15 protein-coding genes and 1 pseudogene are annotated in these 22,902 nt (G+C 71.7%); 13 read left to right on the top strand and 3 right to left on the bottom strand.

The window, feature by feature from the left end:
* Nucleotides 1–70: 70 nt before the first annotated feature.
* Complete coding sequence (gene ahpF, locus WME82_RS37315) at nt 71–1,633, top strand: alkyl hydroperoxide reductase subunit F (RefSeq protein WP_438039212.1); 1,563 nt, start codon at nt 71–73, stop codon at nt 1,631–1,633.
* 41 nt (nt 1,634–1,674) lie between these two features.
* Here ahpF and WME82_RS37320 read toward each other — a convergent pair whose 3' ends face one another.
* On the bottom strand, nt 1,675–2,577 hold the full coding sequence (locus WME82_RS37320; protein ID WP_437852541.1) for a LysR family transcriptional regulator: 903 nt from the start codon (nt 2,575–2,577) through the stop codon (nt 1,675–1,677).
* Between the two features lie 147 nt (nt 2,578–2,724).
* On the opposite strand from WME82_RS37320, the gene WME82_RS37325 reads away from it, so the two are divergent.
* The 6 genes from WME82_RS37325 to WME82_RS37350 all read left to right on the top strand — a co-directional run bounded on the left by WME82_RS37325 (nt 2,725) and on the right by WME82_RS37350 (nt 8,379).
* A complete protein-coding gene (locus WME82_RS37325; RefSeq protein WP_438039213.1) occupies nt 2,725–3,348 on the top strand; it encodes a glutathione S-transferase family protein in 624 nt (207 codons plus the stop codon).
* On the top strand, nt 3,345–4,346 hold the full coding sequence (locus WME82_RS37330) for a flavin-nucleotide-binding protein (protein WP_438039214.1): 1,002 nt from the start codon (nt 3,345–3,347) through the stop codon (nt 4,344–4,346). Before WME82_RS37325 ends, WME82_RS37330 begins: the two co-directional genes overlap by 4 nt.
* Nucleotides 4,347–4,478: 132 nt before the next feature.
* Nucleotides 4,479–5,954 carry a sensor histidine kinase gene (locus WME82_RS37335; RefSeq protein ID WP_438039215.1) on the top strand — a complete coding sequence of 492 codons (1,476 nt, stop codon included), beginning with the start codon at nt 4,479–4,481 and terminating at the stop codon, nt 5,952–5,954.
* Nucleotides 5,951–6,088, top strand: a complete 138-nt coding sequence (locus WME82_RS37340) for a hypothetical protein (RefSeq protein ID WP_438039216.1) — start codon at nt 5,951–5,953, stop codon at nt 6,086–6,088. Before WME82_RS37335 ends, WME82_RS37340 begins: the two co-directional genes overlap by 4 nt.
* Nucleotides 6,089–6,090: 2 nt before the next feature.
* On the top strand, nt 6,091–7,473 hold the full coding sequence (locus tag WME82_RS37345) for a sigma-54-dependent transcriptional regulator (RefSeq protein ID WP_437741266.1): 1,383 nt from the start codon (nt 6,091–6,093) through the stop codon (nt 7,471–7,473).
* A gap of 435 nt (nt 7,474–7,908) precedes the next feature.
* Nucleotides 7,909–8,379 carry a response regulator gene (locus WME82_RS37350; protein ID WP_438039217.1) on the top strand — a complete coding sequence of 157 codons (471 nt, stop codon included), beginning with the start codon at nt 7,909–7,911 and terminating at the stop codon, nt 8,377–8,379.
* A gap of 281 nt (nt 8,380–8,660) precedes the next feature.
* Here the strand turns inward: WME82_RS37350 and WME82_RS37355 are convergent, their stop codons facing one another.
* Nucleotides 8,661–9,686 carry a Rieske 2Fe-2S domain-containing protein gene (locus WME82_RS37355; RefSeq protein ID WP_438039218.1) on the bottom strand — a complete coding sequence of 342 codons (1,026 nt, stop codon included), beginning with the start codon at nt 9,684–9,686 and terminating at the stop codon, nt 8,661–8,663.
* Between the two features lie 77 nt (nt 9,687–9,763).
* Here WME82_RS37355 and WME82_RS37360 point away from each other — a divergent pair, with 77 nt between their 5' ends.
* Nucleotides 9,764–10,807, top strand: a complete 1,044-nt coding sequence (locus tag WME82_RS37360; RefSeq protein ID WP_438039219.1) for an AraC family transcriptional regulator — start codon at nt 9,764–9,766, stop codon at nt 10,805–10,807.
* 94 nt (nt 10,808–10,901) lie between these two features.
* Here the strand turns inward: WME82_RS37360 and WME82_RS37365 are convergent, their stop codons facing one another.
* Nucleotides 10,902–12,092 carry a hypothetical protein gene (locus WME82_RS37365; RefSeq protein ID WP_438039220.1) on the bottom strand — a complete coding sequence of 397 codons (1,191 nt, stop codon included), beginning with the start codon at nt 12,090–12,092 and terminating at the stop codon, nt 10,902–10,904.
* A gap of 402 nt (nt 12,093–12,494) precedes the next feature.
* On the opposite strand from WME82_RS37365, the gene WME82_RS37370 reads away from it, so the two are divergent.
* The 5 genes and pseudogenes from WME82_RS37370 (at nt 12,495) to WME82_RS37390 (ending at nt 22,784) form a co-directional block, all read left to right on the top strand.
* Nucleotides 12,495–13,052, top strand: a complete 558-nt coding sequence (locus WME82_RS37370) for a CAP domain-containing protein (RefSeq protein WP_437748081.1) — start codon at nt 12,495–12,497, stop codon at nt 13,050–13,052.
* A gap of 78 nt (nt 13,053–13,130) precedes the next feature.
* Nucleotides 13,131–14,270 carry an acyl-CoA dehydrogenase family protein gene (locus WME82_RS37375; RefSeq protein ID WP_438039221.1) on the top strand — a complete coding sequence of 380 codons (1,140 nt, stop codon included), beginning with the start codon at nt 13,131–13,133 and terminating at the stop codon, nt 14,268–14,270.
* 225 nt (nt 14,271–14,495) lie between these two features.
* Nucleotides 14,496–16,550, top strand: a complete 2,055-nt coding sequence (locus tag WME82_RS37380) for a M3 family metallopeptidase (protein WP_438039222.1) — start codon at nt 14,496–14,498, stop codon at nt 16,548–16,550.
* A 186-nt stretch (nt 16,551–16,736) separates the two neighbouring features.
* Nucleotides 16,737–16,865, top strand: a pseudogene (locus WME82_RS37385) (ISAs1 family transposase); the annotation flags it as partial.
* 261 nt (nt 16,866–17,126) lie between these two features.
* Nucleotides 17,127–22,784, top strand: coding sequence for an AAA family ATPase (locus tag WME82_RS37390; RefSeq protein WP_438039223.1), 5,658 nt, complete (start codon nt 17,127–17,129; stop codon nt 22,782–22,784).
* Nucleotides 22,785–22,902: the final 118 nt, after the last annotated feature.

The raw sequence follows: 22,902 nt of genomic DNA on the forward strand, positions 1-22,902 counted from the left end.
CGCCGCGCGTGCCGCGGCGACGCCCGACACCGCTCGTGACCCGCTCGTACTCGCCGGAAGGAACGCAGCCATGCTCGAAGACTCCATCAAGACCCAGCTCCGCGACGTCCTCGGACGGCTGACCCGTCCCGTCGCGGTCACCGCCTTCGTCGACGACTCGCAGGGGTCGGAGGAGATGCGCGCGCTCCTGCGCGACGTCGCGAGCGCCTCGTCCCTCGTCGAGCTCCACGAGCGGCGCGAGGGCGAAGGGCGCACGCCGTCGTTCGGCATCCACTCCCCTGGCGAGGAGCCGCGCGTGATCTTCGCGGGGCTCCCGCTCGGTCACGAGCTCACCTCGCTGATCCTCGCGCTCCTGCACGTCGGCGGCCATCCGCCGCGGGTGAGCGCGGAGGCGCTCGAGCAGATCGCGCGGCTCGACGGCGAGCTTCGGTTCGAGACCTACTTCTCTCAATCGTGCCAGAACTGCCCCGACGTCGTGCAGGCGCTGAACCTGATGGCGGCCAGGAACCCGAGGGTTCGCCACGTCGCCGTCGATGGCGCCCTCTTCCAGGGCGAGGTCGAGCAGCGGAAGATCATGGCCGTGCCGACCGTCTTTCTGAACGGCGAGCCCTTCGGCCAGGGTCGGATGGAGATCGAGCAGATCCTCGCCAAGCTCGACGACGGCTCCGCCGTGAAGAAGCGCGCCGAGGCGCTCGACCAGCGCAAGCCGTTCGACATGCTCATCGTGGGCGGCGGGCCCGCTGGCGCTTCGGCGGCCATCTACGCGGCGCGCAAGGGCCTCGACACCGGCATCGTCGCCGAGCGGTTCGGCGGGCAGGTGATGGACACCCTCGCCATCGAGAACCTCATCTCGGTCGTGGAGACCGACGGGCCCAAGCTCGCGGCGGCGCTCGAGCAACACGTGCGCGCGTACCCCGTCGAGCTCATCAAGCACGAGCGCGTCGCGTCGATCACCCCCGGCTCACCGTTCGAGCTGCGCCTGGCGAGCGGCGCCACGCTCCGCGCGAAGAGCGTCGTCCTGGCGACGGGCGCCCGGTGGCGCGACATGAACGTCCCCGGCGAGGCCGAGTACCGGACCAAGGGCGTGACGTACTGCCCGCACTGCGACGGACCGCTGTTCAAGGGCAAGCGCGTCGCCGTCATCGGCGGCGGCAACTCCGGCGTCGAGGCGGCGATCGATCTCGCGGGCGTGGTCGGCCACGTCACCCTGCTCGAGCTCGCCCCCGCCCTCCGCGCCGACGCGGTCCTCGTTCGCAAGCTCAAGAGCATGCCCAACGTCGAGATCGTCACGCGCGCGCGCACGACCGAGGTGGTGGGCGACGGGCAGAAGGTCGTCGGGCTCCGCTGGGAGCACACCGAGACGAAGGAGCAGCACCAGATCGGGATCGAGGGCGTGTTCGTGCAGATCGGCCTGCTCCCCAACACCGGGTTCATCAAGGGGACGGTGGAGCTCAACGGCCTCGGCGAGGTCGTCGTCAACGACCGCGGGCAGACGTCGGTGCCCGGCCTCTTCGCCGCCGGCGACATGACGACCACGCCGTTCAAGCAGATCGTCGTCGCCCTCGGCGACGGCGCGAAGGCCGCCCTCGGGGCCTTCGAGCACCTCATCCGCGCCACCGCGCCGGCGGACTGAGCGCCCTCCGGCCGAGGTTCGACGCGCGAGCCCGTCTGCGATCACGAGCTCAGCCACGCCTCGGACCGGAGCCGATCGACGAGGAAATCCACGAACGCGCGCACCCTGACCGCCGCCCGCCGGCCCTCCGGGTGGACGACATGGATAGGGACCGGCGGGGGCTCGTGCGCAGCGAGCACGATCGAGAGGCGCCCGGCGCGCAGCTCCGGGTCGATCTGATACGAGAGCACCCGCGCGAGCCCTCGCCCGGCCACGGCCGCTGCGATGGCGACGTCGGCCGTATTGGCGAGGAGCTGCGATGACGGAAAGACCCTCTCGACCCGCGAGCCCACCCCGAACGACCATTCCACCGGGGAGCCCGTCCAAGAGAAAGCAATGGTGTCGTGACGCGCCAGATCGGCCGGCGCCTTGGGCTCACCCCGCGCGGCGAGGTACTCCGCCGAAGCGCAGACCACCCGCCGCACGGAGCCGACACGGATCGCGCTGAGCGACGAGTCCGGCAGATGGGCAATCCGGACGGCGACGTCGAGCCCCTCGTCGACCATGTCGACAACGCGATCGACGAGCAGCGTCCACGCCGACACGCGCGGATGGAGAGCCAGGAAATCGAAGAGGGCGGGCGCGACGAACATCCGCCCGAACAGGACCGGCGCCGTGACGCCGATCTGCCCTCGCAACGCGGTATGGGACCCGGCCGCCGACGCCTCGGCCTCCTCGATCTCACCGAGGATCCGCTTGCAGTCCGCGAGGTACCGGGCGCCCGCCTCGGTCAGGCGGACGACGCGCGTGGTGCGGTGCAGGAGCCGCGTGCCGATGCGCTCCTCGAGCGCAGAGATGGCCCGGGTCACGGCCGGCGGCGACATGGACAGCCGCCGCGCGGCCGGCGCGAAGCCCTCCTCCTCGGCGACGGCGACGAACACGCGCATGGAGTCGAGGCGGTCCATCGGATTATTCCAGTTTCCGGAATGGTCCCTTGTCAAGGACGAGCATTACCCTTGGCCGCGGGAATGGGCATCCTGGCTCGGCGAGCGCGGGAGCCCCACGCGGACTGTGCCGCTCCCGCTGACATCCACAGCCGAAAGGACACCTCGATGACCCTCCCTGCCAGCCCCATCCGCCTCTACCGCTATCCGCTCTCGGGACACGCGCACCGCGTGGAGCTGTTCCTGTCGCTGCTGAGGCTGCCGTTCGAGAGGGTCGACGTCGACCTGAAGGGCGGCGCTCACAAGACGCCCGAGTTCCTGAGCAAGAACGCGTTCGGTCAGGTGCCCGTGATCGAGGACGGCGACGTGACGCTGGCCGACAGCAACGCGATCCTCGTGTACCTGGCTGCGCGGTACGACCCGTCGGGGCGCTGGCTCCCGCGCGATCCGGTGGCGGGGGCGCACGTGCAGCGGTGGCTCTCCGTGGCCGCCGGGCAGCTCGTGGCGGGGCCCGCGGCGGCGCGCGCCGCGAGCGTGTTCGGCCGCAAGCTGGATGTCGAGCAGGCCAAGGGGATCGCCGCCCAGCTCTTCGCGGTGATCGACCAGCACCTCGCGGACCAGCGGTTCCTGGCCGGCGACGAGCCGACCCTCGCGGACATCGCGATCTACACCTACACGGCGCACGCGCCGGAAGGCGGCGTGTCGCTCGATCCGTACGCGAACCTGCGCGCGTGGCTCGCCCGCGTGGAGGGGCTGCCCGGCTTCGTGCCGATGAAGAAGGCGCTGTCGTGACCTCCCTGCCCGGGTGGACCAGGGAGGGCTCGCCCTATCACCCGGGCGAGATGGCCGTACAGGCGCGGGCCGGGGCGCGCGAGCGCGCCGAGAAGGCCGGGCGCCGGATCATCCGGGACTTCATGCCCGACCAGCACCGCGAGCTGTTCGCGCAGCTGCCGTTCCTGCTCGTCGGGGCCCTCGACGCAGAGCGCCGGCCGTGGGCCTCGATCGTCGTGGGGCCGCCGGGGTTCATCTCGTCCCCGGATCCGCGGACGCTCGCGGTGAACGCTCGCCCGGGAGCCGGCGATGCGCTCGGCCCGCACCTCGTGGCCGGCGCGCCCGTCGGCCTCCTCGGCATCCAGCTGGAGACCCGCCGCCGAAACCGGATGAACGGGACGATCACGGCGGCCGACGAGCGAGGCTTCGTGGTCGAGGTCGGGCAGAGCTTCGGCAACTGCGCGCAGTACATCCAGGCGCGAGAGCCCGAGCTCGTGAGGGCGCCGGATGCGGCCGCCGCGCCCCCGGCGCACGCGGAAGGGCCGGCGCTGTCCGCCGGCGCGGCGGCGCTGATCCGCCGCGCGGACACGTTCTTCATCGCGACCGCGGCGCCGGCCGCGCGGGGAGGCGACGCGATCGAGGGCGCCGACGTGTCCCATCGGGGCGGCAAGCCGGGCTTCGTGCGCGTGACCGAGGAGGACGGCCACACCGTGCTGACCTCGCCGGATTTCACGGGCAATTTCGCGTTCAACACGCTCGGCAACCTGGCGCTCTGCCCGAGCGCCGGGGTGCTCTTCGTCGACTTCGCCTCCGGCGGGGTGCTGTCGCTGACCGGCGAGGCCGAGGTGCTCTGGGACGGGCCCGAGCTCTCGGCCTTCGCCGGCGCCCAGCGGCTCCTGCGGTTCCACGTGGCCGAGGGCGCCTTCCGGGAGGACGCGCTGCCGCTGCGCTGGTCGGCGCCGGTGCCCGCGCCGCAGCTCGCGGCGACCGGCTCGTGGGAGGACGTGGCGCGCGGGTGACGCCGCAGCCCGCGGGGGCCCGTCCAGGGGAGTTTTGCCCCATCGGGGCGATCCGGGGCGGGCCCGGGCGGGTCAGCGTGCGGACGGGCACCTTGAGAACGCGTACGCGTCCTGCATCCTACCCGCGACCTCATGCGACTCGCCAGCAAGCTCACCCTCGCCCTCGTCCTCGTCATGTGCGCGGCGCTCAGCCTGTACGGCTACCTCTCCGTCCGGCGCGAGCGGGCGCTCTTCGAGGCGGACATGCGGCGCGACGAGCACCTCATCGGCATCGCGCTCCGCGCGGCGGTGGTCGAGACGTGGCGCCGGGACGGGATGGGGGAGGCGCTCCAGCTGCTCGACGAGATGAGCGAGCGCGAGGACGGCGTGCGGTTCCGCTGGGTGTGGCTCGACGCGCCGGCCGGGGATCGCTTCGCGCCCGCGCTGCCCGCCGCCGAGATCGAGGAGCTCTCGCGGGGCACCGAGGTGTTCCGGATCGAGCGCAAGGGCGACAGGAGCGGGCGCTTCTACACGTACGCGCCCGTCGGGGTGGAGCCCGAGCGCGTCGGCGCCATCGAGATCTCCGAGTCGCTCGAGGAGGAAGAAGCGTACGTCCAGGCGAGCGTGGTCAACACCGTGGCCACCATCATCACCCTCGCGGCGCTGAGCGGGCTCCTGGCGATGACCTTCGGGCAGGTCCTCGTCGGGCGCCCGACGCGGCGGCTCGTCGACAAGGCGCGGCGGATCGGGGAGGGCGACCTCGGCGGGCCGCTGCTCCTGCCGCAGCGCGACGAGCTCGGGCGGATCGCCCACGAGATCAACGCGATGTGCGAGCACCTGGCCGAGGCGCGCGAGCGCGCGGGCCGCGAGACGACCGCGCGCATCGCGGCGCTGGAGCAGCTCCGGCACGCGGATCGGCTCACCACCGTGGGCAAGCTGGCGTCGGGGCTCGCGCACGAGCTCGGCACGCCGCTCAACGTGGTGGGCGGCCGCGCCAAGATGATCGCGCGCGGCCTGCCGCAGGAGGAGGCGGCGGAGAGCGCGCGCATCATCGCCGAGCAGGCGGACAGGATGACGAAGATCATCCGGCAGCTGCTGGACTTCGCGCGCCGCCGGGTTGCGCAGAAGGCGTCGGCCGATCTCGCGCACATCGCGCGCCAGACGCTGGCGCTGCTGGAGCCCCTCGCCCGGAAGCGGAGCGTGACGCTCCGCCTCGACGAGGCGAGCGGCGGGGCGGCGCGCGCCGAGGTGGACTCGGGGCAGATGCAGCAGGTGCTCACGAACCTCATCATGAACGGCATGCAGTCGATGAAGCGGGGCGGAGAGCTCACCGTGCGGGTGGAGCGCGCCCGCGCGCGCCCGCCGGCCGACCACGGCGGCGCCGAGGGCGAGCACGTCGCCGTCCGGGTGACCGACGGCGGGGAGGGGGTCGCGCCCGAGAACATCCTCCGCATCTTCGAGCCGTTCTTCACCACGAAGGACGTCGGCGAGGGCACGGGCCTCGGGCTGAGCGTGTCCTACGGGATCGTGCGCGAGCACGGGGGCTGGATCGACGTGGAGAGCGAGCTCGGCAAGGGCTCGACGTTCACGGTGTACCTCCCGCCGAGCGGCCAGGATGACGCAGGATGACGCGAGCCCGGCGGCCGCGGGCCGAGGGCGAGGGCGGGCTGGCCGGGGCGGCCGCCGCGCCGCGGCTGGCCGCGGGCGGGGCGCTGTACTACGCGAGTTACCGAGGAGAGATGGCGGGCGAGCCATCGAGGTGACGATGGGCAGGCGAGCGCTGATCATCGACGACGACGAGGCGATGTGCGCGTGGCTCTCGGCGGACCTGCGGTCGCGCGGCGTCGAGGCGACGACCCGGACCTCACCGGCGGAGGCGCTCGCGCTGCTCGAGGCAGACGAGGGCTTCGACGTCATCCTGACCGATCTGAACATGCGCGGGATGGACGGGATCGCGGTCTGCGGACGGGCGGCCGAGATCCGGCCGGACGTGCCGGTCATGGTGATCACCGCGTTCGGCAGCATCGAGACCGCGGTGCAGGCGATCCGCGCGGGCGCGTACGACTACGTGACCAAGCCGGTCGACATCGAGGCGCTGGCGCTGGCGCTGGAGCGGGCGATCGCGCACCACGCGCTCAAGGCCGAGGTGCGGCGGCTGCGCCGCGCCGTGGCTGGGCCCGGCGGGTTCCCGGACCTCATCGGCCGGAGCGCCGCGATGCGAGGCGTGCAGGACCTGATCGAGCGCATCGCCGACGCGGACGCGACGGTGCTCATCACGGGCGAGAGCGGGACGGGCAAGGAGGTCGTCGCGAAGGCGATGCACGCGCGGAGCCGCCGCAAGGACGGGCCGTTCGTGGCGATCAACTGCGCGGCGGTGCCGGAGTCGCTGATCGAGAGCGAGCTCTTCGGGCACGTGCGGGGGGCGTTCACCGACGCGCGCGCGGCGCGCTCCGGGCTGTTCGTCGAGGCGAACGGCGGGACGCTGCTGCTCGACGAGATCGGGGAGCTGCCGCTCGCGGTGCAGCCGAAGCTGCTCCGCGCCCTCCAGGAGCGCCGGGTGCGCCCGGTGGGCGGGAGCGCGGAGGTGCCGTTCGACGCGCGCATCGTGGCCGCGACGAACCGCGACCTGGACGAGGCCGTCGAGGCGCGCCGCTTCCGGGAGGACCTGTACTACCGGATCAACGTGCTCCACGTGGAGCTGCCGCCCGTGCGGGCGCGGGGCAGCGACGTGCTGCTGCTCGCGCAGCGCTTCATCGAGGACTTCGCCACGCGCTGGGGCAAGGAGGTGGTCGGCCTGTCACCGGCGGCCGCCGAGCGGCTGCTCGCGTACACGTGGCCGGGCAACGTGCGGGAGATCCAGAACTGCATGGAGCGGGCGGTGGCGCTCACGGGGTACCCGGAGATCACGGTGGAGGACCTGCCGGCGAAGATCCGGGAGCACCGGCCGTCGCACGTGCTCGTGGCGGGGGACGACCCGTCCGAGCTGGTGCCGCTCGAGGAGGTGGAGCGGCGGTACATCCTGCGGGTGCTCGAGGCGGCGGGCGGGAACAAGACGCTGGCGGCGAGGATCCTGGGGCTGGACCGGAAGACGCTGCACCGGAAGCTGGAGCGGTGGGAGCCGGGCGCCGGGGGGACGAAGGGGAGCTGAGAGAGCGGGCGGGGTGGGTCGGGCGACCTGAAGCTCGAAGCCCACGCCGAGGCGCGGAGGAATACCCCGGGCGGGGAACGACGCCCCACCCCGGATGGCCCACGCGGGGGGTCGCCGCCAGTCCCACTGCAACCCGCCCGTCCGCCGCCGTCCGCCGCCGCCGTCCGCCGCAACCTGGGTCGTCCGCCGCAACCTGGGTCGGCGCCTGCGGCCTCAACCCCGGTCGGTTCCAGCCAGCCACCCCAACCCCGGTCGGTTCCAGCCAGCCACCCCAACCCCGGTCGGTTCCAGCCAGCCACCCCAACCCCGGTCGGTTCCAGCCAGCCCCCCCAACCCCGGTCGGTTCCAGCCACCCCAACCCCGGTCGGTTTGGGACGGCCGTCGGTGGGCGGCACGCGGCCTGCAATACAGGCCTCTCACCAAGGAGAGAGCCCGATGCCCCCCGACTCGATGCGCGGTCTTGCCTCGATCCTGAATACGCCCCCTGAGCCGGTGCCGCGCGTCCACCCCGGCGCGACCCCCATCCGCGTGCTGCTCGCCGAAGACGACAGGGAGTTGCGGTTGCTCCTCGCCACCGCCCTCCGCCGCGACGGCTACGAGGTCCTGGAGGCGCATGACGCCAAGCACCTCCTCGAGTTGATGGGCGAAGCGCTCGTCTCCGGGAACGGCGGCCCGGTCGATGTCGTGGTGAGCGACATCCGGATGCCAGGCGCGAGCGGACTCGATCTGCTGGCCGGGCTGCGCCGCGACGACTGGACGACGCCGGTGGTCCTCATCACCGCGTTCGGCGACCCGGAGACGCACGCGGAGGCCTACCGCCTGGGCGCCGACGCGGTGCTCGACAAGCCGCTCGACGTGGACGATCTGCGGCTCGTGGTCCAGACGCTCGTCTCGATGCGCGGCTGACGCACCACGCAGCCACCCGCGCGGCCCCACGCCGCGGTCACACCCATGGGCCCGCGGCACTTGCCACGACGCCGATCACCAAAGCGCTCATCGGATCCGGCACCCTGCTGGGGAGCATCTCGCGATCACGGACATCACGAGATGGCGCGTAGGTGGGAGCCTATCGACGAGCAGCTGGCCTACCCACAACCCTTGTCAGGAGCGCGCCAGTTGACCGTTGGATAGGTTTTCAACCTCGTCGTGGAGCAGATCCGTGCGATCGTGAGTCGCCCGGCGCCGCCTCACCCCGCCTCGACCGGCAGCCGGCGCGGCTCCCCCGCGCGCTGCGCCTTCAGCCGCGCCCGCCGCATCTTGTGCCACGCGAGGATCCCCGCGTCCGCGCGCACGAAGCGGCACGCGTCGAGATCCGCGTCGCGCGGCTCCGAGGACGCGAGCATCCGCTCGTCGCCCGGCTGGATCAGCCAGAACTCCGCCCGCAACCCGAGCCACGCGAGCAACCCCCCAATCACCGGGATCGGCACGTAGTACCGCCCCACGATCGCCGTCCGCTCCGCGTCGATCGGCGCGCACCCCGCCATGCCAACCACGCGCTTCCCGAACGAGAGGCGCAGCACGCCCGGGAAGCGCACCTCCATCTCGAACCTCCACCCCCGACGACCGTCCCAGGGCTCCCCGTCGTCGTGGCGCAGCACCGCCTCGGCGTGGATGACGTCGCCCTCCACGCGGACCTCGCAAGGGTCGAGCATCGCGCCGACGCCGGGGACCCAGGGGCGGTGCGCGAACGGCAGGTGGTGGAAGTCGAGCATGCCCTCCATCGCGCGCGCGAACGGCACGTCCCAGTCCATCGACGCCGTGTGGGCGTGCCGCTCGTCCGGCGGCAGGCCATCGAACCAGGGCACCGGCGGCAGCTCAGCCGGCCGCTCGCCCCAGAAGAGCCACACGAAACCCCGGTGCTCCCGCGCCTCGTACCGGGTCAGCGCGAGCGCATCCCCCGCGCCGCGCGCGCTCGCGCCGCGCCCCTCGCACGGGATCGCGACGCAGCGCCCGTCCGAGGCGAACCGGAAGCCGTGGTACGGGCACTCGATCGCCCCGTCCACGACCCGCCCCAGGCCGAGGTCCGCGCCGCGGTGCGGGCAGCGCGCCCGCGCCACGACCAGGGCGCCGCGCTCGTCCCTGAACAGCACGAGCCGCGTCCCGAAGCGCTCGACGGCGACCGGCCGCTTGCCCACGCAGGCCGCGTCCGCGATGATGTACCAGGCGCCCTCGACGAACGCGCCGCGACCTTCCTCGATGCCGTGCTTTCGCATGATGCTCCTCCGATCGCCCGGAAGCCTGGGGCCGGCCCGGCCGGGGAGCAGTGACAGCGCGCGCCACAAGGGCTGACATGCGGCGCCAGGCCCCGCGGGCGCCCGCCCCGACGATCTGGGCCCGCACCGCCGCGCAGCTCGCGGACCACGCCGCGGAGCGCGGGGCGGATCGGCGGGCGCTGCTCGAGGCCGCGGGGCTCGCCGGCGCGGCGCTCGCCGATCCGGACGCCCGCGTGCCGCTCGCGGCGTTCTACGCGCTCATCGAGGCGGCCGTGGCGGCGTCCGCCGATCCGCACCTCGGCCTCGACTTCGCGGCGCGCTTCGAGCCGGAGCACTTCGACGCGCTCGGCTTCCTGGCCATGAGCAGCCCTACGCTCGGAGAGTCGTTCCGCCGGATGCTCCGCTACCAGCAGATCTGGAACGAGGGCGAGCGCTACACGCTGGAGATCCGCGGGCGCCGCGCGCACCTCGGGTTCGTGCCCTTCGGGCCCGACCGGCCGGCCCACGGCCAGCTCGCGGAGATGTTCGCGTTCGACGCGCTCGTGAACGCCGGGCGCATGTGCGGCGCGCCGATCCAGGCGCTCGCGGTGCGCTTTCGCCACGCGCCGGAGGGTGATCCGGAGGAGAAGGCGCGGCGGCTCGGCTCGCCGGTGCTGTTCGGGGCGCCGGCGACCGAGCTGGTCCTGCCAGTCGAAGAGCTCGCTCGGCCGCTACCGCACGCGAACGAGGCGCTCGCCGCGTTCCTCGAGCGCCACATGAGCGCCGCCGCGGCGCGCCTGCCGGGCGCGGCGCCGCCCGCGCTGTCCGACCGCGTGCGCGCGCTCCTCGGCGAGCGGCTGCGCGAGGGGGCCGACCTGGGCGCGCTCGCGGCGCGCTTGCGGATGAGCCCGCGCACGCTCCAGCGCCGCCTCGGCGACGAGGGGACGTCGGTCCACGCCCTGCTCGACGAGGTCCGGCGCGGCCGCGCTGCGGCGCTCCTCGACGCGGACATGGCGATCGGCGAGGTGGCGTACCTGCTCGGCTATTCCGAGCCGAGCGCGTTCCACCGGGCGTTCCGGCGCTGGACCGGCGTGACGCCGGAGGCGTTCCGCGCCCGGACCAGGGGCGCAGCGCCGCAGTGAGCGGCCTGCGCCAGCGGCTGGCCTGACGGGTTCCTTCACGCGCGCCCGGCCGCAGCCTGCGCCGCTGCCGGGCCTGCGCTCACGGGCCCTGCGCTCACGGGCCGGGGGGGGCGATCTCCAGCTTCGCCATCACGCTGCCGCTGCCCGTGATGCCCGCCTGGATGTTCTCGACCGCCTGCGTGATCGCATTGGTGGCCGGGATGAGGCACGCCCCCGCCTTCACGCTGCCGGTGGCCGCGCCCTCGAGGTTGCCGCCCGCCTGGACCACCGCCTCGGCGCTGGCGAGGAGCAGCTCGCCGCGCGCGTGCGCGACGACGAGGAGCCGCGGCAGGTTCGCCTTGAGCGTCGCGATCGCCGCCTCGACGTCGGCCCCACCCTCGATGTTGACCGCGGGCTCCTTGCAGCTGGCCTTCGCGCTCGCGCTCGCCTCGCAGGAGCCGCTGCACTCCGCGGACCCCTGGCACTCGGCGCTCGGCGGCTTGAGCTCGGCCCTGCACTTCGGCGCCTTGAACTGGACGTCGCACGAGCCCGAGCAATCGGCGTTGCACTGCACCTCTGCCTCGGCCGCGAACGCGCACGAGCCACGGCACTCGCCCGTGCAGGTGCCCTGGCACTCGCCGCGGCAGTCGCCGCCGGCGGTCGTCGCGGCGCAATCGCCGTCGCACGTGCCCTCGCACGTCCCCTGGCACGTCCCCTCGCAGTGGACCGCCAGGTTGGCCGAGCCCTCGCACGAGCCGGTGCACTTCCCCTCGCACCGCCCCGAGAGCTGACCGGGATCGCAGCGCGCGACGATCTCCGCCGGGGTCAGCTGGCACTCGACGTTGGCGCTGCACCTCGCCTCGCAGTTCGCCTGCACGCTCGCGTCGACCGTGCAGCTCGGCGGCTGGAAGGTGATCGACAGGTCGGCCGTCGCGTCCCCGAGCGCGTCGACGGCGAGCTCACACCATTGCTCCGCCCGTTCGTTCGGCTTCGTCGCCGTGATCGTCGCCACGTCCGCGCCGAGGTCCAGCGCGATCGCCTGACAGGCGCTCGTCACGTCCGCCACGATGGCGCCCGCGGCGCCCGTGAAGTCCGACACGGACTGCATGAAGGCACCATAATTGAGCTCTGCCTCGCCCTCGAGACCCCACTCCACCGTGGCGAGATCGGCGCCCGGCGTGAAGTCGCGACAGCAGATGTCACTCTGCAGCTCCGAGACCTTGTCACACCCCATCGCCGGGATGACGGAGAGCCCCGCCAGCGCCAGCGGGAATGCCGCGATTCGCCACGTCACACGGATATTCATCGGGAAACTCCTTGGTTCTTTGTCGGGCGTGCCGCTGGTGCGGGACTGCCACGGAGAGCGGTGAAACCCCATGAGGGAGCACGCTCGCCTCCGAGCTCGGCCTGCAGCCGCCTCCGAAGCAGGGCGACAATAGTTCATAGATCGACCCACATGACAAGGCCCATGCTGCGGAATTGTTGCTCGTCTCGACGTCACCCTAGGGCGAAGCCCGTCAGCACGGGAGCCATTCACGACGAGATCTGTTGATGTTCATGTCGACGGCAGAGGTAGGAAGAACGCCCGGTCGCGGCCGTCCAGGGGAGGGCAGAGGGCGCGCCATGACACGGCACGTCGTGGGTTCAACCAGCCATCATCGAATCGCCGTTGCAGAGCTCGGCCGAGCCGTAGGACAATGGCCCCGTGATGACGCTCGGCCCACGGCTCCCCCGGTTCGTGCAGCTCTCTCTCGTGCTCGCCCTGACGGCCGGTTGCGGCGCCTCGTCCGACGACGAGAGCCCGACGAGCGGCCAGGCCGCCGGCGAGCCGCCCAGGATGACGGGGATGACGGCGGCCCACAATGCCGCGCGCGCCGCCGTCGACCCGCCTGCCGATCAGCCGGTGCCCCCTCTCTTGTGGTCGCCCGAGATCGCCGCGGTGGCTCAGGCCTATGCCGCCCAGTGCATGTTCGGCCATAGCGCGAGCGATTATGGCGAAAACATCTTCGCGTCGGCCGGCTCGTCACCCACACCGGAGGATGTTGTCGCCTCGTGGGTCGACGAGGCGGCCAACTACGATCTTGCGAGCAATGCCTGCAGCTCCACCTGCGGCCATTACACTCAGGTGGTATGGGCCGACTCCCTGCGGCTCGGCTGCGGGGTCGCCGATTGCACGACCGGCTCGCCGTTCGGCGGTGGCACCTGGCAGATCTGGGTGTGCAACTACGATCCTCCCGGCAATTTCGCCGGAGAGCGCCCCTACTGAGCCCGCGCGCGCGCGTCGTCGGCGCGCGCCGTCCTCGTCTCCTCCCCGCCCCTCGCCGGCTCTGGTATCGCAGCGGCGATGGACTTCGGGTGGACCCCTTCCCAGCGCGCCGTCCACGACCGCATGCGCGCCCTCGGCGCCGAGGCCGACGCCGCGGCCCCGGACGATCGCATGCGCGTCCTCGCCCGGGGCGGCGCCCTCGGCCTGCCGATCGCCCGCGATCTCGGCGGCGAGGGCCTCGACCTCGTCACGACGGCGCTCGCCTACGAGGGCCTCGGCGCGACGCTGCGCGACGGCGGCGTCCTGCTCGCCGCGGGGGCGCACCTCTTCGGCGTGGCGCTCCTGCTCGCGCGGGTGGGCACGCCCGCGCAGCAGCGCGCGTGGCTGCCGCGGATGGCGAGCGGCGCGTGCATGGCGACGGTCGCCGCGACCGAGGCCGGCGCGGGCTCGGACGTCGCGTCGGTGCAGGCCAGGGCCGACCGCACGGACGCCGGCTACCGGCTCACCGGCGACAAGCGGTACGTGACCTGGGCCGACCGGGCCGACGTGTACCTCGCGATCGCGCGCGACGGCGGCGGCCGCGCCGGAGGGGCCCCGGCGCGCGGCCTCACCGCGCTGCTCGTCCCCCGCGCCGCGGGCGAGGGCGCCGCGCGCATCCTCCCCGGCGCGCCGCTCGCGACCGCGGGCCTCCGGGGCGCGCGGCTCGCGCCCGTCTCGTTCGCCGGCTGCGAGGTCGGCCACGACGCGCTCCTCGGCCGCGCCGGCGCCGGCCTCGCCGTCTTCCAGATCGCGATGACCTTCGAGCGCGCGCTCATCCTCGCCTTCCGCCTCGGCGCCATGGAGCGCGCCCTCGGCGAGGCCGTCCGTTTCGCCCGCGAGCGCGAGATCGGCGGCCAGGCGATCGCCCGCCACCAGGCCGTCGCGCACCGCCTCGCGCAGATGAAGCTGCGGCTGGAGACGTCGCGGCTGCTCATCTACCGCGCCGCGTGGGCGCTGGACCAGGGCGAGCGCGGCCAGGCCGAGGCCGCGCTCGCGAAGTGGCACACGGCGGACTCGGCCGTGGCGTCCGCGCTCGACGACCTCCGGCTCCGCGGCGGCGCTGGCTACCTCGAGGAGAGCGGCCTCCCCTCCGCCATCGACGACGCCCTGGGCGGCAGCATCCATTCGGGGACGTCCGACGTGCTCGCCACGATCGTCGCGCGGTGGCTGGGCGTCTAGCCGCTCGCCCGCGCTTCACCTCGTCTCACCAAGCTCCTCCCTCGCCGTGGCATCAGGCCCCCGGGGCGGGTGCTCGGCCCCTTCCCATCCAACATGGAAGAACTTGGACGACGAACTACTGGCCAACCCTCGCCGGCGCCTTTACCAAGGTAGGGCTGCGCGGACCGGCCGAGGGTCGCCGGCCCGCGCCCGTCCGCCGGCCCCTCAAGCCCAACCAGGAACGATATGACCGAAGCGACCGACAATCCCCTGCTCATTCTCGGCTTCGAGATCCCGTTCGATCGCATCCGGAGCGAGCACGTGGAGCCCGCGGTGCGCGCGCTGCTCCAGGACGCCCGCGCCCGGCTCGACGCGCTCGTCGCGGCGCCCGGCCCCCGCACGTACGACAACACCCTCGCCGCGCTCGAGGCCGTCACCGAGCGGCTCGACCGCGCCATGAACGTCGTCTCGCACCTCGAATCGACGTCCACCACACCCGCGCTGCGCGCCGCGTACAACGCCGTCCAGCCGGAGGTCAGCGAGTTCCTGAGCGGCATCGCCCTCAACGAGGGCGTCTACGGCGCGCTCAAGGCGTACGCGGCCACGCCCGAGGCCGCGGCGCTGACGGGCCCACGGCACCGCTTCCTGAAGAAGACCCTCGACGATTTCCGGAGGAGCGGCGCCGAGCTCGACCCGGCCGGCAAGAAGCGCCTCTCCGAGATCGACGTCGAGCTCGCCACGCTCACCCTGCGCTTCTCGCAGAACGTGCTCGACGCGACGAACGCCTTCGAGTTCGTGGTCGAGGACGCTGCCCGCCTCGCCGGCCTGCCGCCGAGCGCGGTCGAGGCGGCTCGTCAGGGCGCGAAGGACAGGGGCATCGAGGGTTACCGCTTCACGCTGCAGGCGCCGAGCTACATCCCCGTGCTCACGCACCTCGACGACGGCGCTATCCGCGAGCGCTTCTACCGCGCCTTCAACACGCGGGCGACCGAGGGCGACCACGACAACCGGCCGCTCATCCGCCGCATCCTCGAGCTCCGCGGGGAGAAGGCGAGGCTGCTCGGCTACGCGAGCTTCGCCGATCTCGTGCTCGAGGACCGGATGGCGAAGACGGGCGCCGCGGCGCGGCGCTTCGTCGACACGCTGCGGGCGCGCACCGAGCCGGTCTTCGCCCGCGAGAAGGAGGAGCTCGCCGCCTTCCGCCGCGAGATCGAGGGCCCGGACGCGCCGCCGCTCGCGCCGTGGGACGTCGCCTACTACGCCGAGAAGCTCCGCCGCGCCCGCTACGATTTCGACGACGAGGCGCTCCGCCCGTATTTCCCGCTGGATCGCGTCGTCTCCGGCCTGTTCGAGATCGCCCACCGCCTTTACGGCGTGCGCATCGCGCCCTGGCAGGCCGCCCCCACGTGGCACCCGAGCGTCCGCGCCTACCAGCTCGTCGAGCCGAACGGCGCCCAGAGCGCCGCTTTCTATCTCGACTTCGTGCCGCGCGAGCAGAAGCGCGACGGCGCCTGGATGCACGGGCTCGTCACGGGCGCGCCGAGCGAGGACGGGCGCGCGGCCGGCGAGGACGCGCGCCACCTCGAGGTCCTCGCGGGCAGCTTCACCCCGCCGGTCGGCGGCCGCCCCGCGCTGCTCAACCACCGCGAGGTCGAGACGCTGTTCCACGAGTTCGGTCACATGATGCACCACGCCTCGAGCCGGGTGCCGATCCGGAGCCTCGCCGGCACCAACGTCGCCTGGGACTTCGTCGAGCTCCCCTCGCAGATCATGGAGAACTGGTGCTGGGAGCGGGACGCGCTCGACCTCTTCGCGCGCCACCACGAGACGGGCGCGCCCGTCCCGGACGACCTGCTCCAGCGGATGCGCGCGGCCCGCACGTTCCGCGCGGGCGCCGCGACGATGCGGCAGCTCGGCTTCGCCGAGATCGACCTCGCGCTCCACATGGACTGGACCGGAGAGCAGGGTGATGTCGTCGAGTTCGCGCGCGAGGTCCTCGGGCGTTACTCGCCCGTCCCGCTGCCCGAGGGCTACGCCATGATCGCCGGCTTCTCGCACCTCTTCTCGAGCCCGGTGGGCTACGCAGCGGGCTATTACTCGTACAAATGGGCCGAGGTGCTGGACGCCGACGCCTTCTCCCGCTTCCTGGAAGAGGGTCTGTTCAGCCGGAAGGTGGGCGACGCGTTCCGGAGCCAGATCCTCGCGCTCGGCGACACGCAGGACCCGATGGATCTCTACAAGAGCTTCCGCGGCCGCGAGCCCACCCTCGACGCCCTGCTCCAGCGCAGCGGGCTCGCCTGAGCCCCCTGGGCGGGTCACGAGCCTTCGGGCGGCTCCCCGGGCCCCCCAGGCGCCGCGGTCCTCCACAACGCCCCCACGGCCCCTCACGGGCCGCGGGCCCCGCTCCCAAGGCGCTCACGGCCCCCTCACGGCTCCCCGACACCTCAGCCCCAGGACACGCGCTACCGGAGCCGCGCGCAAGCACACTTCTTCATCAGCTCCCGCGCGCGGACCAGTGCAAAAACGATGGCATCCCTGATCCGTGACCACTGGTCGATCGAGAACCAGTGCCATTGGGTGCTCGACGTCGCGTTTCGCGAGGATGAGAGCCGCATTCTGTGACGATGGTGCGGCTGATGACGCGTCGGCTGTCCCAGCCGGCGGTAGAATCCTCCCTGCTTGCCCACCATTAAACCCATCATCCCGCCGCTGCTTCCGCTCCCATCAGCCCGCCCGGCGTCAGCGTTGCCGCCGGCCGGGTTCAGCAGCAAAAATCAGGCCATTTACTGCTAGACGCGCTCTCAGGGGGTCGCGACGATACTCACGGATACACGGGGCAATGCCGGCCGAGGTGGCTCCTGGGCTGGTGGGAAAAGGATGGATACGACGTACGTCATCAAGGAGGTCCTCTCCACGAGCAAGGGGGCTGTGCTCTATCGCGGAGTCCGCGCCGCAGACGGGCAGCCGGTCGTCCTCAAGGTCCTCGCCCCGCAGCACCGCTCGCAGCACCTCACGTGGCTGAAGAACGAGTATTCGATCGAGAGCGCGCTGAATATCCCGGCCGCCGTGAGGCCTATCGCCCTCGAGACCTACGAAGGCAGGCCGGCCCTCGTCATGGAAGACTACGGCGGCGAGTCGCTCGATCGAGCGGTCGGCCCGCCGATGGACATCGCGGAGTTCCTGCGGCTCGCGATCCGGATCGTCTCGGCTGTGGCGGGTATCCATCAGCGGAACGTCGTCCACAAAGACATCAAGCCCGACAACATCCTCGTCCACCCCACGACGGGCGAGGTCAAGCTCATCGATTTCGGGCTCGCCTCGACGCTGCCGTGCAATTGGCAGGCGAGCGCTGGCCTCCGGCAGATCGAGGGCTCGCTGCCCTATATGTCGCCCGAGCAGACCGGACGAATGAACCGAGCGCCCGACGAGCGGAGCGACCTCTACTCGCTGGGGGTGACGTTCTGCCAGATGCTCACCGGCAAGCTGCCCTTCCAGGCCGCCGACCCCATGGAGTGGGTGCATTGCCACATCGCCCGCTCGCCCACCCCCCCCGCGGAGAGCGCGCCCTGGGTGCCGGACGTCGTCTCGGCCATTCTCATGAAGCTGCTCGCAAAGGAGGCCGAGGACAGGTATCAGAGCGCTCGCGGGCTCCGGCACGATCTGGAGCGGTGCCTCGAGCCATGGAGCTCCCGCGGCACGATCGAGCCGTTCCCCCTCGGCGAGCGGGACGTATCCGACCGCTTCCAGATCCCGCAGAAGCTCTACGGGCGCGACAGGGAGATTTCCGAGCTGCTCTGCGCCTTCGAGCGCGTTGTCCGCGATGGAGTCCCCGAGCTCTTGCTGGTCTCCGGCTACGCCGGCGTCGGTAAATCGGCGCTGGTGCGTGAGCTTGAGAAGCCCATCGTCCGCGAGCGGGGCTTCTTCGCCTCGGGGAAGTTCGAGCAATACAAGCGCGACGTCCCCTATGCCACGATCGTCGCGGCGTTCACCGGGGTCGTTGACGAGATCCTCGCCGAGAGCGAGGAGAAGATCGCCGCCTGGAAAGAGCGGCTCCTTTCAGCCCTCGGCGCGAACGGGCAGCTCATCGTGGACGTGATCCCGCCGGTCGAGCTCATCATCGGCCGGCAGCCGAACGTCCCTTCGCTGCCGCCGGCCGAGGCGCAGAGCCGGTTCAAGCGCGTGTTCCAGCGCTTCATCGGCGTCTTCGCCCGGAGGCCGCACCCGCTCGCGCTCTTTCTCGACGATCTCCAGTGGGCCGACCCGGCGAGCCTCGAGCTCCTTCAGGATTTGATGACCCGCGCCGAGGCGCGTCATCTCCTCGTTATCGGGGCATACCGTGACAACGAAGTGCCCCCCTCGCACCCGCTCACGCTGGCGCTCGACAGGGTGCGGAAGGAGGGCGCGCGCGTCGCCGACATCGTGCTCGGCCCGCTCTCCAGCGAGCACCTCACCGCGCTCATCAGCGATACCCTCCATTGCTCCCGCGAGCGCGCCGCGCCGCTCTCGCGCCTCGTCGAGGAGAAGACGGCCGGCAACCCCTTCTTCGTGATCCAGTTCCTCACCGCGCTCCACGACGAGCGCCTGATCGAGCTCGACGCGCTCGCGGAGGCGTGGCGGTGGGACATCCGGAAGATCTACGCCAAAGGCATCACCGACAACGTGATCGACCTGATGGTCGAGAAGCTCGCGCGGCTCCCTGAGCGAACCCAGAAGGCGCTGAGGCAGCTCGCCTGCGTGGGGAGCACCGCGGAGGTCTCCATCCTGACCCGCATCTTCGGCCGCTCGGAGCCGGATCTGTACGAGGATCTCTCGCCGGCCGTGCGCGCCGGGCTCATCCTCCGCCTGGAGGGCGCGTACCAATTCCCCCACGACCGCGTCCAGGAGGCAGCCTATTCGCTCGTCCCCAAGGCCGAGCGCGCCGCGGCGCACCTCGAGATCGGCAGGCTGCTCCTGTCGCGGACGGCGGCGGATGAGATCGAGGAGAAGATCTTCGAGATCGTGAACCAGCTCGACCGCGGCGCCGCGCTGATCACGTCGCGAGAGGAGCGCGAGCGGGCGGCCGAGCTCGAGCTGATTGCCGGCAAACGCGCCAAGAGGTCGACGGCCTACGCCTCGGCGCTCAGGTACCTCGCCGCCGGCTCGGCGCTGCTGGCAGGAGACAGCTGGGACCGGCGGTACGAGCTCACCTTCGCGCTGGAGCTCAACCGGGCCGAGTGCGAGTACTTGACGGGCGCGTTCGAGGCGGCGGAAGAGCGGCTCCGTACGCTCGCGCGCAAGGCCAAGGATCTCATCGACGCGGGCGCCGTCGCTTGCGCGCAAATAATTCTCTACGCGACACAGACTCGGAATGATCGGGCGATCGACGCCGGCCTGCACTATCTCCGGCGCATCGGAATCGAGTGGCCAGCGCAGCCGACGAGGGAGGACGTACGGCACGACTATGAGTGGATGCAGGGGCAGCTCGGGAGTCGCGCGATCGAGGAGCTCCTCGACCTGCCGCCGGTGACAGACGCGCGCTGGCAGGCGACGATGGAAGTCCTCACCGCGCTCGTGAGACCGGCTTCGTTCAGCGACGAACAGCTCCTCTGCCTCGTGGCCTGTCGGATGGTCAACCTCAGCCTCGAGCATGGCCACTGCGACGGCTCGTGCCTCGCTTATGTTAATCTCGGCATGCTTCTCGGCCCGTTCTTCGGCGACTATCAGGCGGGGTTTCGCTTCGGCAAGCTCGGGCTTGATCTCTTGGAGAAACGCGGGCAGCTCCGCTTCCGCGCCACCGTTTACGCCGTCTTCGGGCTGGCCATCAATCCCTGGGCAAAACCGCTCCGCAGCGGCATCGAGTGGCTCCGGCGCGCCCTCGGCGCGGCCGTGGAGACCGGCGACCTGATGGTTGCCTGCGCCGTCTCCGAGTGTGTGGTCACGCTGCTCCTTGCCGGAGGGGAATCGCTCGATGAGACGCAACGGGAAGCCGAGCGATCGCTCGCCCTCACACGGAAGGCGAGGTTCGGGCTCTTCATCGACGTCGGCGTTGGCAAGGAGCGGCTCATCCGCGCCCTGCGCGGGCTTTCGCCGTCGTTCTCCTCGTTCAACGACGAGCAATTCGACGAAAACCAGTTCGAGGCGCACCTCGCCGGCGACCCGTCCCTGCTGATGGCCAAGTGCTGGTACTGGATCCGCAAGCTGGAGGCGCGGTTCCATGCCGGCGACTATGCGTCCGCCGTGGCGGCCGCTGCGGTGGCAGAGCCGATCCTGTGGATAACCGGGTTCGTTCTTGAAAGGGCCGAGTACCATTTCTATCGCGCGCTGGCGCTGGCCGCCCATCATGACGAGGCTTCGCCTGACGATCGGCGGTCGTACCGCGAAGCGCTGCTCGCTCATCTTCGGCAGCTCGAAGCCTGGGCTTCGAGCTGCCCCGAGAATTTCGGGAGCCGCGCGGCGCTGGTCGCCGCAGAAGAGGCGCGCCTCGGCGGCGAGGCGGAGAGGGCGGCGCACCTGTACGAGCAGGCAATCCGCTCCGCCCGTGACAACGGCTTCGTCAACAACGAGGCGATCGCCTACGAGACGGCCGCGCGCTTCTACCGCGCGCGCGGGTTCGACCAGATCGCGGATGGGTACCTGCGCGAGGCCCGCGCCCGCTACGTGCGCTGGGGGGCCGACGGCAAGGTGAGGCAGCTCGACAGGCTCTACCCAGGGCTCGTCGAGCGGAGGTCGCTCGCGCCCACCGCCACGCTCGCGGTCGGGGCCGAGCGGCTCGACGTGCTGTCGGTCGTCAAGGCGTCGCAGGCCATCTCGCGCGAGATCGTGCTCGACGACCTCTTGAGCAGGCTCGTCGAGGTCGTGATCCAGCAGGCCGGGGCGCAGAAGGGATACGTGATCCTTTGCCGAAAAGGCGGCCTCACGATCGAAGCCGAGGCCCTCCTCGACGAGAAAGAGGCGGCCTCCGTGAAGCTCCTCCGCTCGCTGCCGGCGACGCCCTCGCCGCTCTTGCCGGCCTCGATCATCAGCTATGTGTCGCGGACAAAGCGGCACGTGCTCCTCGCGAACGCCGCCGAGGCGCCGACGTTCTCTTCGGACGAGCACATCGCCCGGACCCGGCCCAAATCGGTTCTGTGCTTGCCGATCCTCAGGCAGGCTGAGCTCGTCGGTATGCTCTATCTCGAGAACAACCTCGTCACCGGCGCCTTCACGAGCGAGCACACGGAGGTGCTCGAGCTCCTCGCCGCCCAAGCGGCCATCTCGCTGGACAGCGCCCTGTGTCTTGCCGAGGAGCAGGCGGCGCGGGCGGCGGCGGAGGAGGCGGAGCGCCGTATGGCCCTCCTCGCCGAGGCCAGCGTGCTCCTCAACGGGTCGATCGATTACGAGCAGGTCCTGGGAAAGCTCGCCTCGCTGTCTGTCGGCGAGCTCGCCGACTCCTTCGTGATCGACGTCATCGAAGAGGCCGAGGTGAAGCGGATCGCGGGGATGAACGCCGATCCGGCCGAGCAGGTGTTCCTTGGGGAGCTCGCGAGGCTCAATCCGCTCCGGCCCGGCTCGCGGAGCCCGGCGGCCCGCGCGATCCGGACGGGAGAGCCGGTGCGCCTGCCGACGCTCACGGACGCCGAGATCCGGGCCAACTGCGCCGACGGCGAGCATGCGAGGCTCATCCGCGCGATGGGGATTCAGTCCGCGCTCTCCGTTCCGCTCATCGCCAGGGGAAAGCCGATCGGGGCGATCACGTTCGGCTCCGACAAGCCGGGGCGCTATGGGAGCGCGGACGTCCGCCTCGCGGAGGAGCTCGCGCGCCGCGTGGCGATCGCGATCGACAACGCGCGCCTCCACCGCCAGACCGTGGAGGCGCTGCGCCTGCGCGAGGAGTTCCTGTCGGTGGCGTCCCACGAGCTGCGCACCCCGATGACGTCGCTCACGCTCGCGCTCCAGGCGATGCTGAAGGCAGGTCGCGCCGCAGGGCCCCTCGAGTCCTCGACCCTGCGGAACCGCATCGAGCTCGCCCACGCGCAGGGCCAGCGGCTGAACCGCCTCATCGACGAGCTCCTCGAGGTCTCCCAGATTGACACGAACGAGCTCCCGCTCGACCTCGCGGAGGTCGATCTCGCGGCCGTCGTCCGCGAGGTCGTCACGCGCCTCGAGCTCAACCTCGCGCGGGCCGGGTGCGCGGTGTCGATCCACGACGAGGGGCCCACGGTGGGCTTCTGGGATCGGCCGCGGCTCGATCAGGTGGTGACCAACCTGCTCTCCAACGCGATCAAATTCGGGGCCAGCAAGCCCATCGAGATCCACATCGGTCACGACGCAGGGATCGCGCGGCTCGTCGTCAGGGATCATGGCATCGGTATTGAGACGGCCCAGACGGCGCGCATCTTCGAGCGCTTCGCGCGCGCCGTCTCCACCAGGCACTATGGTGGGCTCGGCCTGGGGCTCTACATTTCCCGCTCGATCGTCCAGGCGCATGGCGGCTCGATCCGCGTCGAGAGCCAGCTCGGGGAAGGCGCTGCGTTCACGGTCGAGCTCCCATGCGCCGGTCCGCGGAAGGACGGCTGAGCTCTTCGACGCCTGGCGAGGAGCCTCTCGACATCGCTCGCGGCCGGAGCCGCCCGATCAGGAACCGGGTGAGCGCGTACCCTGGCGGGGTCCCAGCGCCGCGCGAAGAACACCGTCT

Source organism: Sorangium sp. So ce128, assembly GCF_051525245.1.
GTDB lineage: Bacteria > Myxococcota_A > Polyangia > Polyangiales > Polyangiaceae > Sorangium > Sorangium cellulosum_B.

Bases quoted from the DNA above. Each gene is read 5' to 3' on its own strand.
- ahpF (WP_438039212.1), top strand. From the start codon at position 71: ATGCTCGAAGACTCCATCAAGACCCAGCTCCGCGACGTCCTCGGACGG.
- WME82_RS37320 (WP_437852541.1), bottom strand. From the start codon at position 2,577: ATGGACCGCCTCGACTCCATGCGCGTGTTCGTCGCCGTCGCCGAGGAG.
- WME82_RS37325 (WP_438039213.1), top strand. From the start codon at position 2,725: ATGACCCTCCCTGCCAGCCCCATCCGCCTCTACCGCTATCCGCTCTCG.
- WME82_RS37335 (WP_438039215.1), top strand. From the start codon at position 4,479: ATGCGACTCGCCAGCAAGCTCACCCTCGCCCTCGTCCTCGTCATGTGC.
- WME82_RS37340 (WP_438039216.1), top strand. From the start codon at position 5,951: ATGACGCGAGCCCGGCGGCCGCGGGCCGAGGGCGAGGGCGGGCTGGCC.
- WME82_RS37345 (WP_437741266.1), top strand. From the start codon at position 6,091: ATGGGCAGGCGAGCGCTGATCATCGACGACGACGAGGCGATGTGCGCG.
- WME82_RS37350 (WP_438039217.1), top strand. From the start codon at position 7,909: ATGCCCCCCGACTCGATGCGCGGTCTTGCCTCGATCCTGAATACGCCC.
- WME82_RS37355 (WP_438039218.1), bottom strand. From the start codon at position 9,686: ATGCGAAAGCACGGCATCGAGGAAGGTCGCGGCGCGTTCGTCGAGGGC.
- WME82_RS37360 (WP_438039219.1), top strand. From the start codon at position 9,764: ATGCGGCGCCAGGCCCCGCGGGCGCCCGCCCCGACGATCTGGGCCCGC.
- WME82_RS37365 (WP_438039220.1), bottom strand. From the start codon at position 12,092: ATGAATATCCGTGTGACGTGGCGAATCGCGGCATTCCCGCTGGCGCTG.
- WME82_RS37370 (WP_437748081.1), top strand. From the start codon at position 12,495: ATGACGCTCGGCCCACGGCTCCCCCGGTTCGTGCAGCTCTCTCTCGTG.
- WME82_RS37375 (WP_438039221.1), top strand. From the start codon at position 13,131: ATGGACTTCGGGTGGACCCCTTCCCAGCGCGCCGTCCACGACCGCATG.
- WME82_RS37380 (WP_438039222.1), top strand. From the start codon at position 14,496: ATGACCGAAGCGACCGACAATCCCCTGCTCATTCTCGGCTTCGAGATC.
- WME82_RS37390 (WP_438039223.1), top strand. From the start codon at position 17,127: ATGGATACGACGTACGTCATCAAGGAGGTCCTCTCCACGAGCAAGGGG.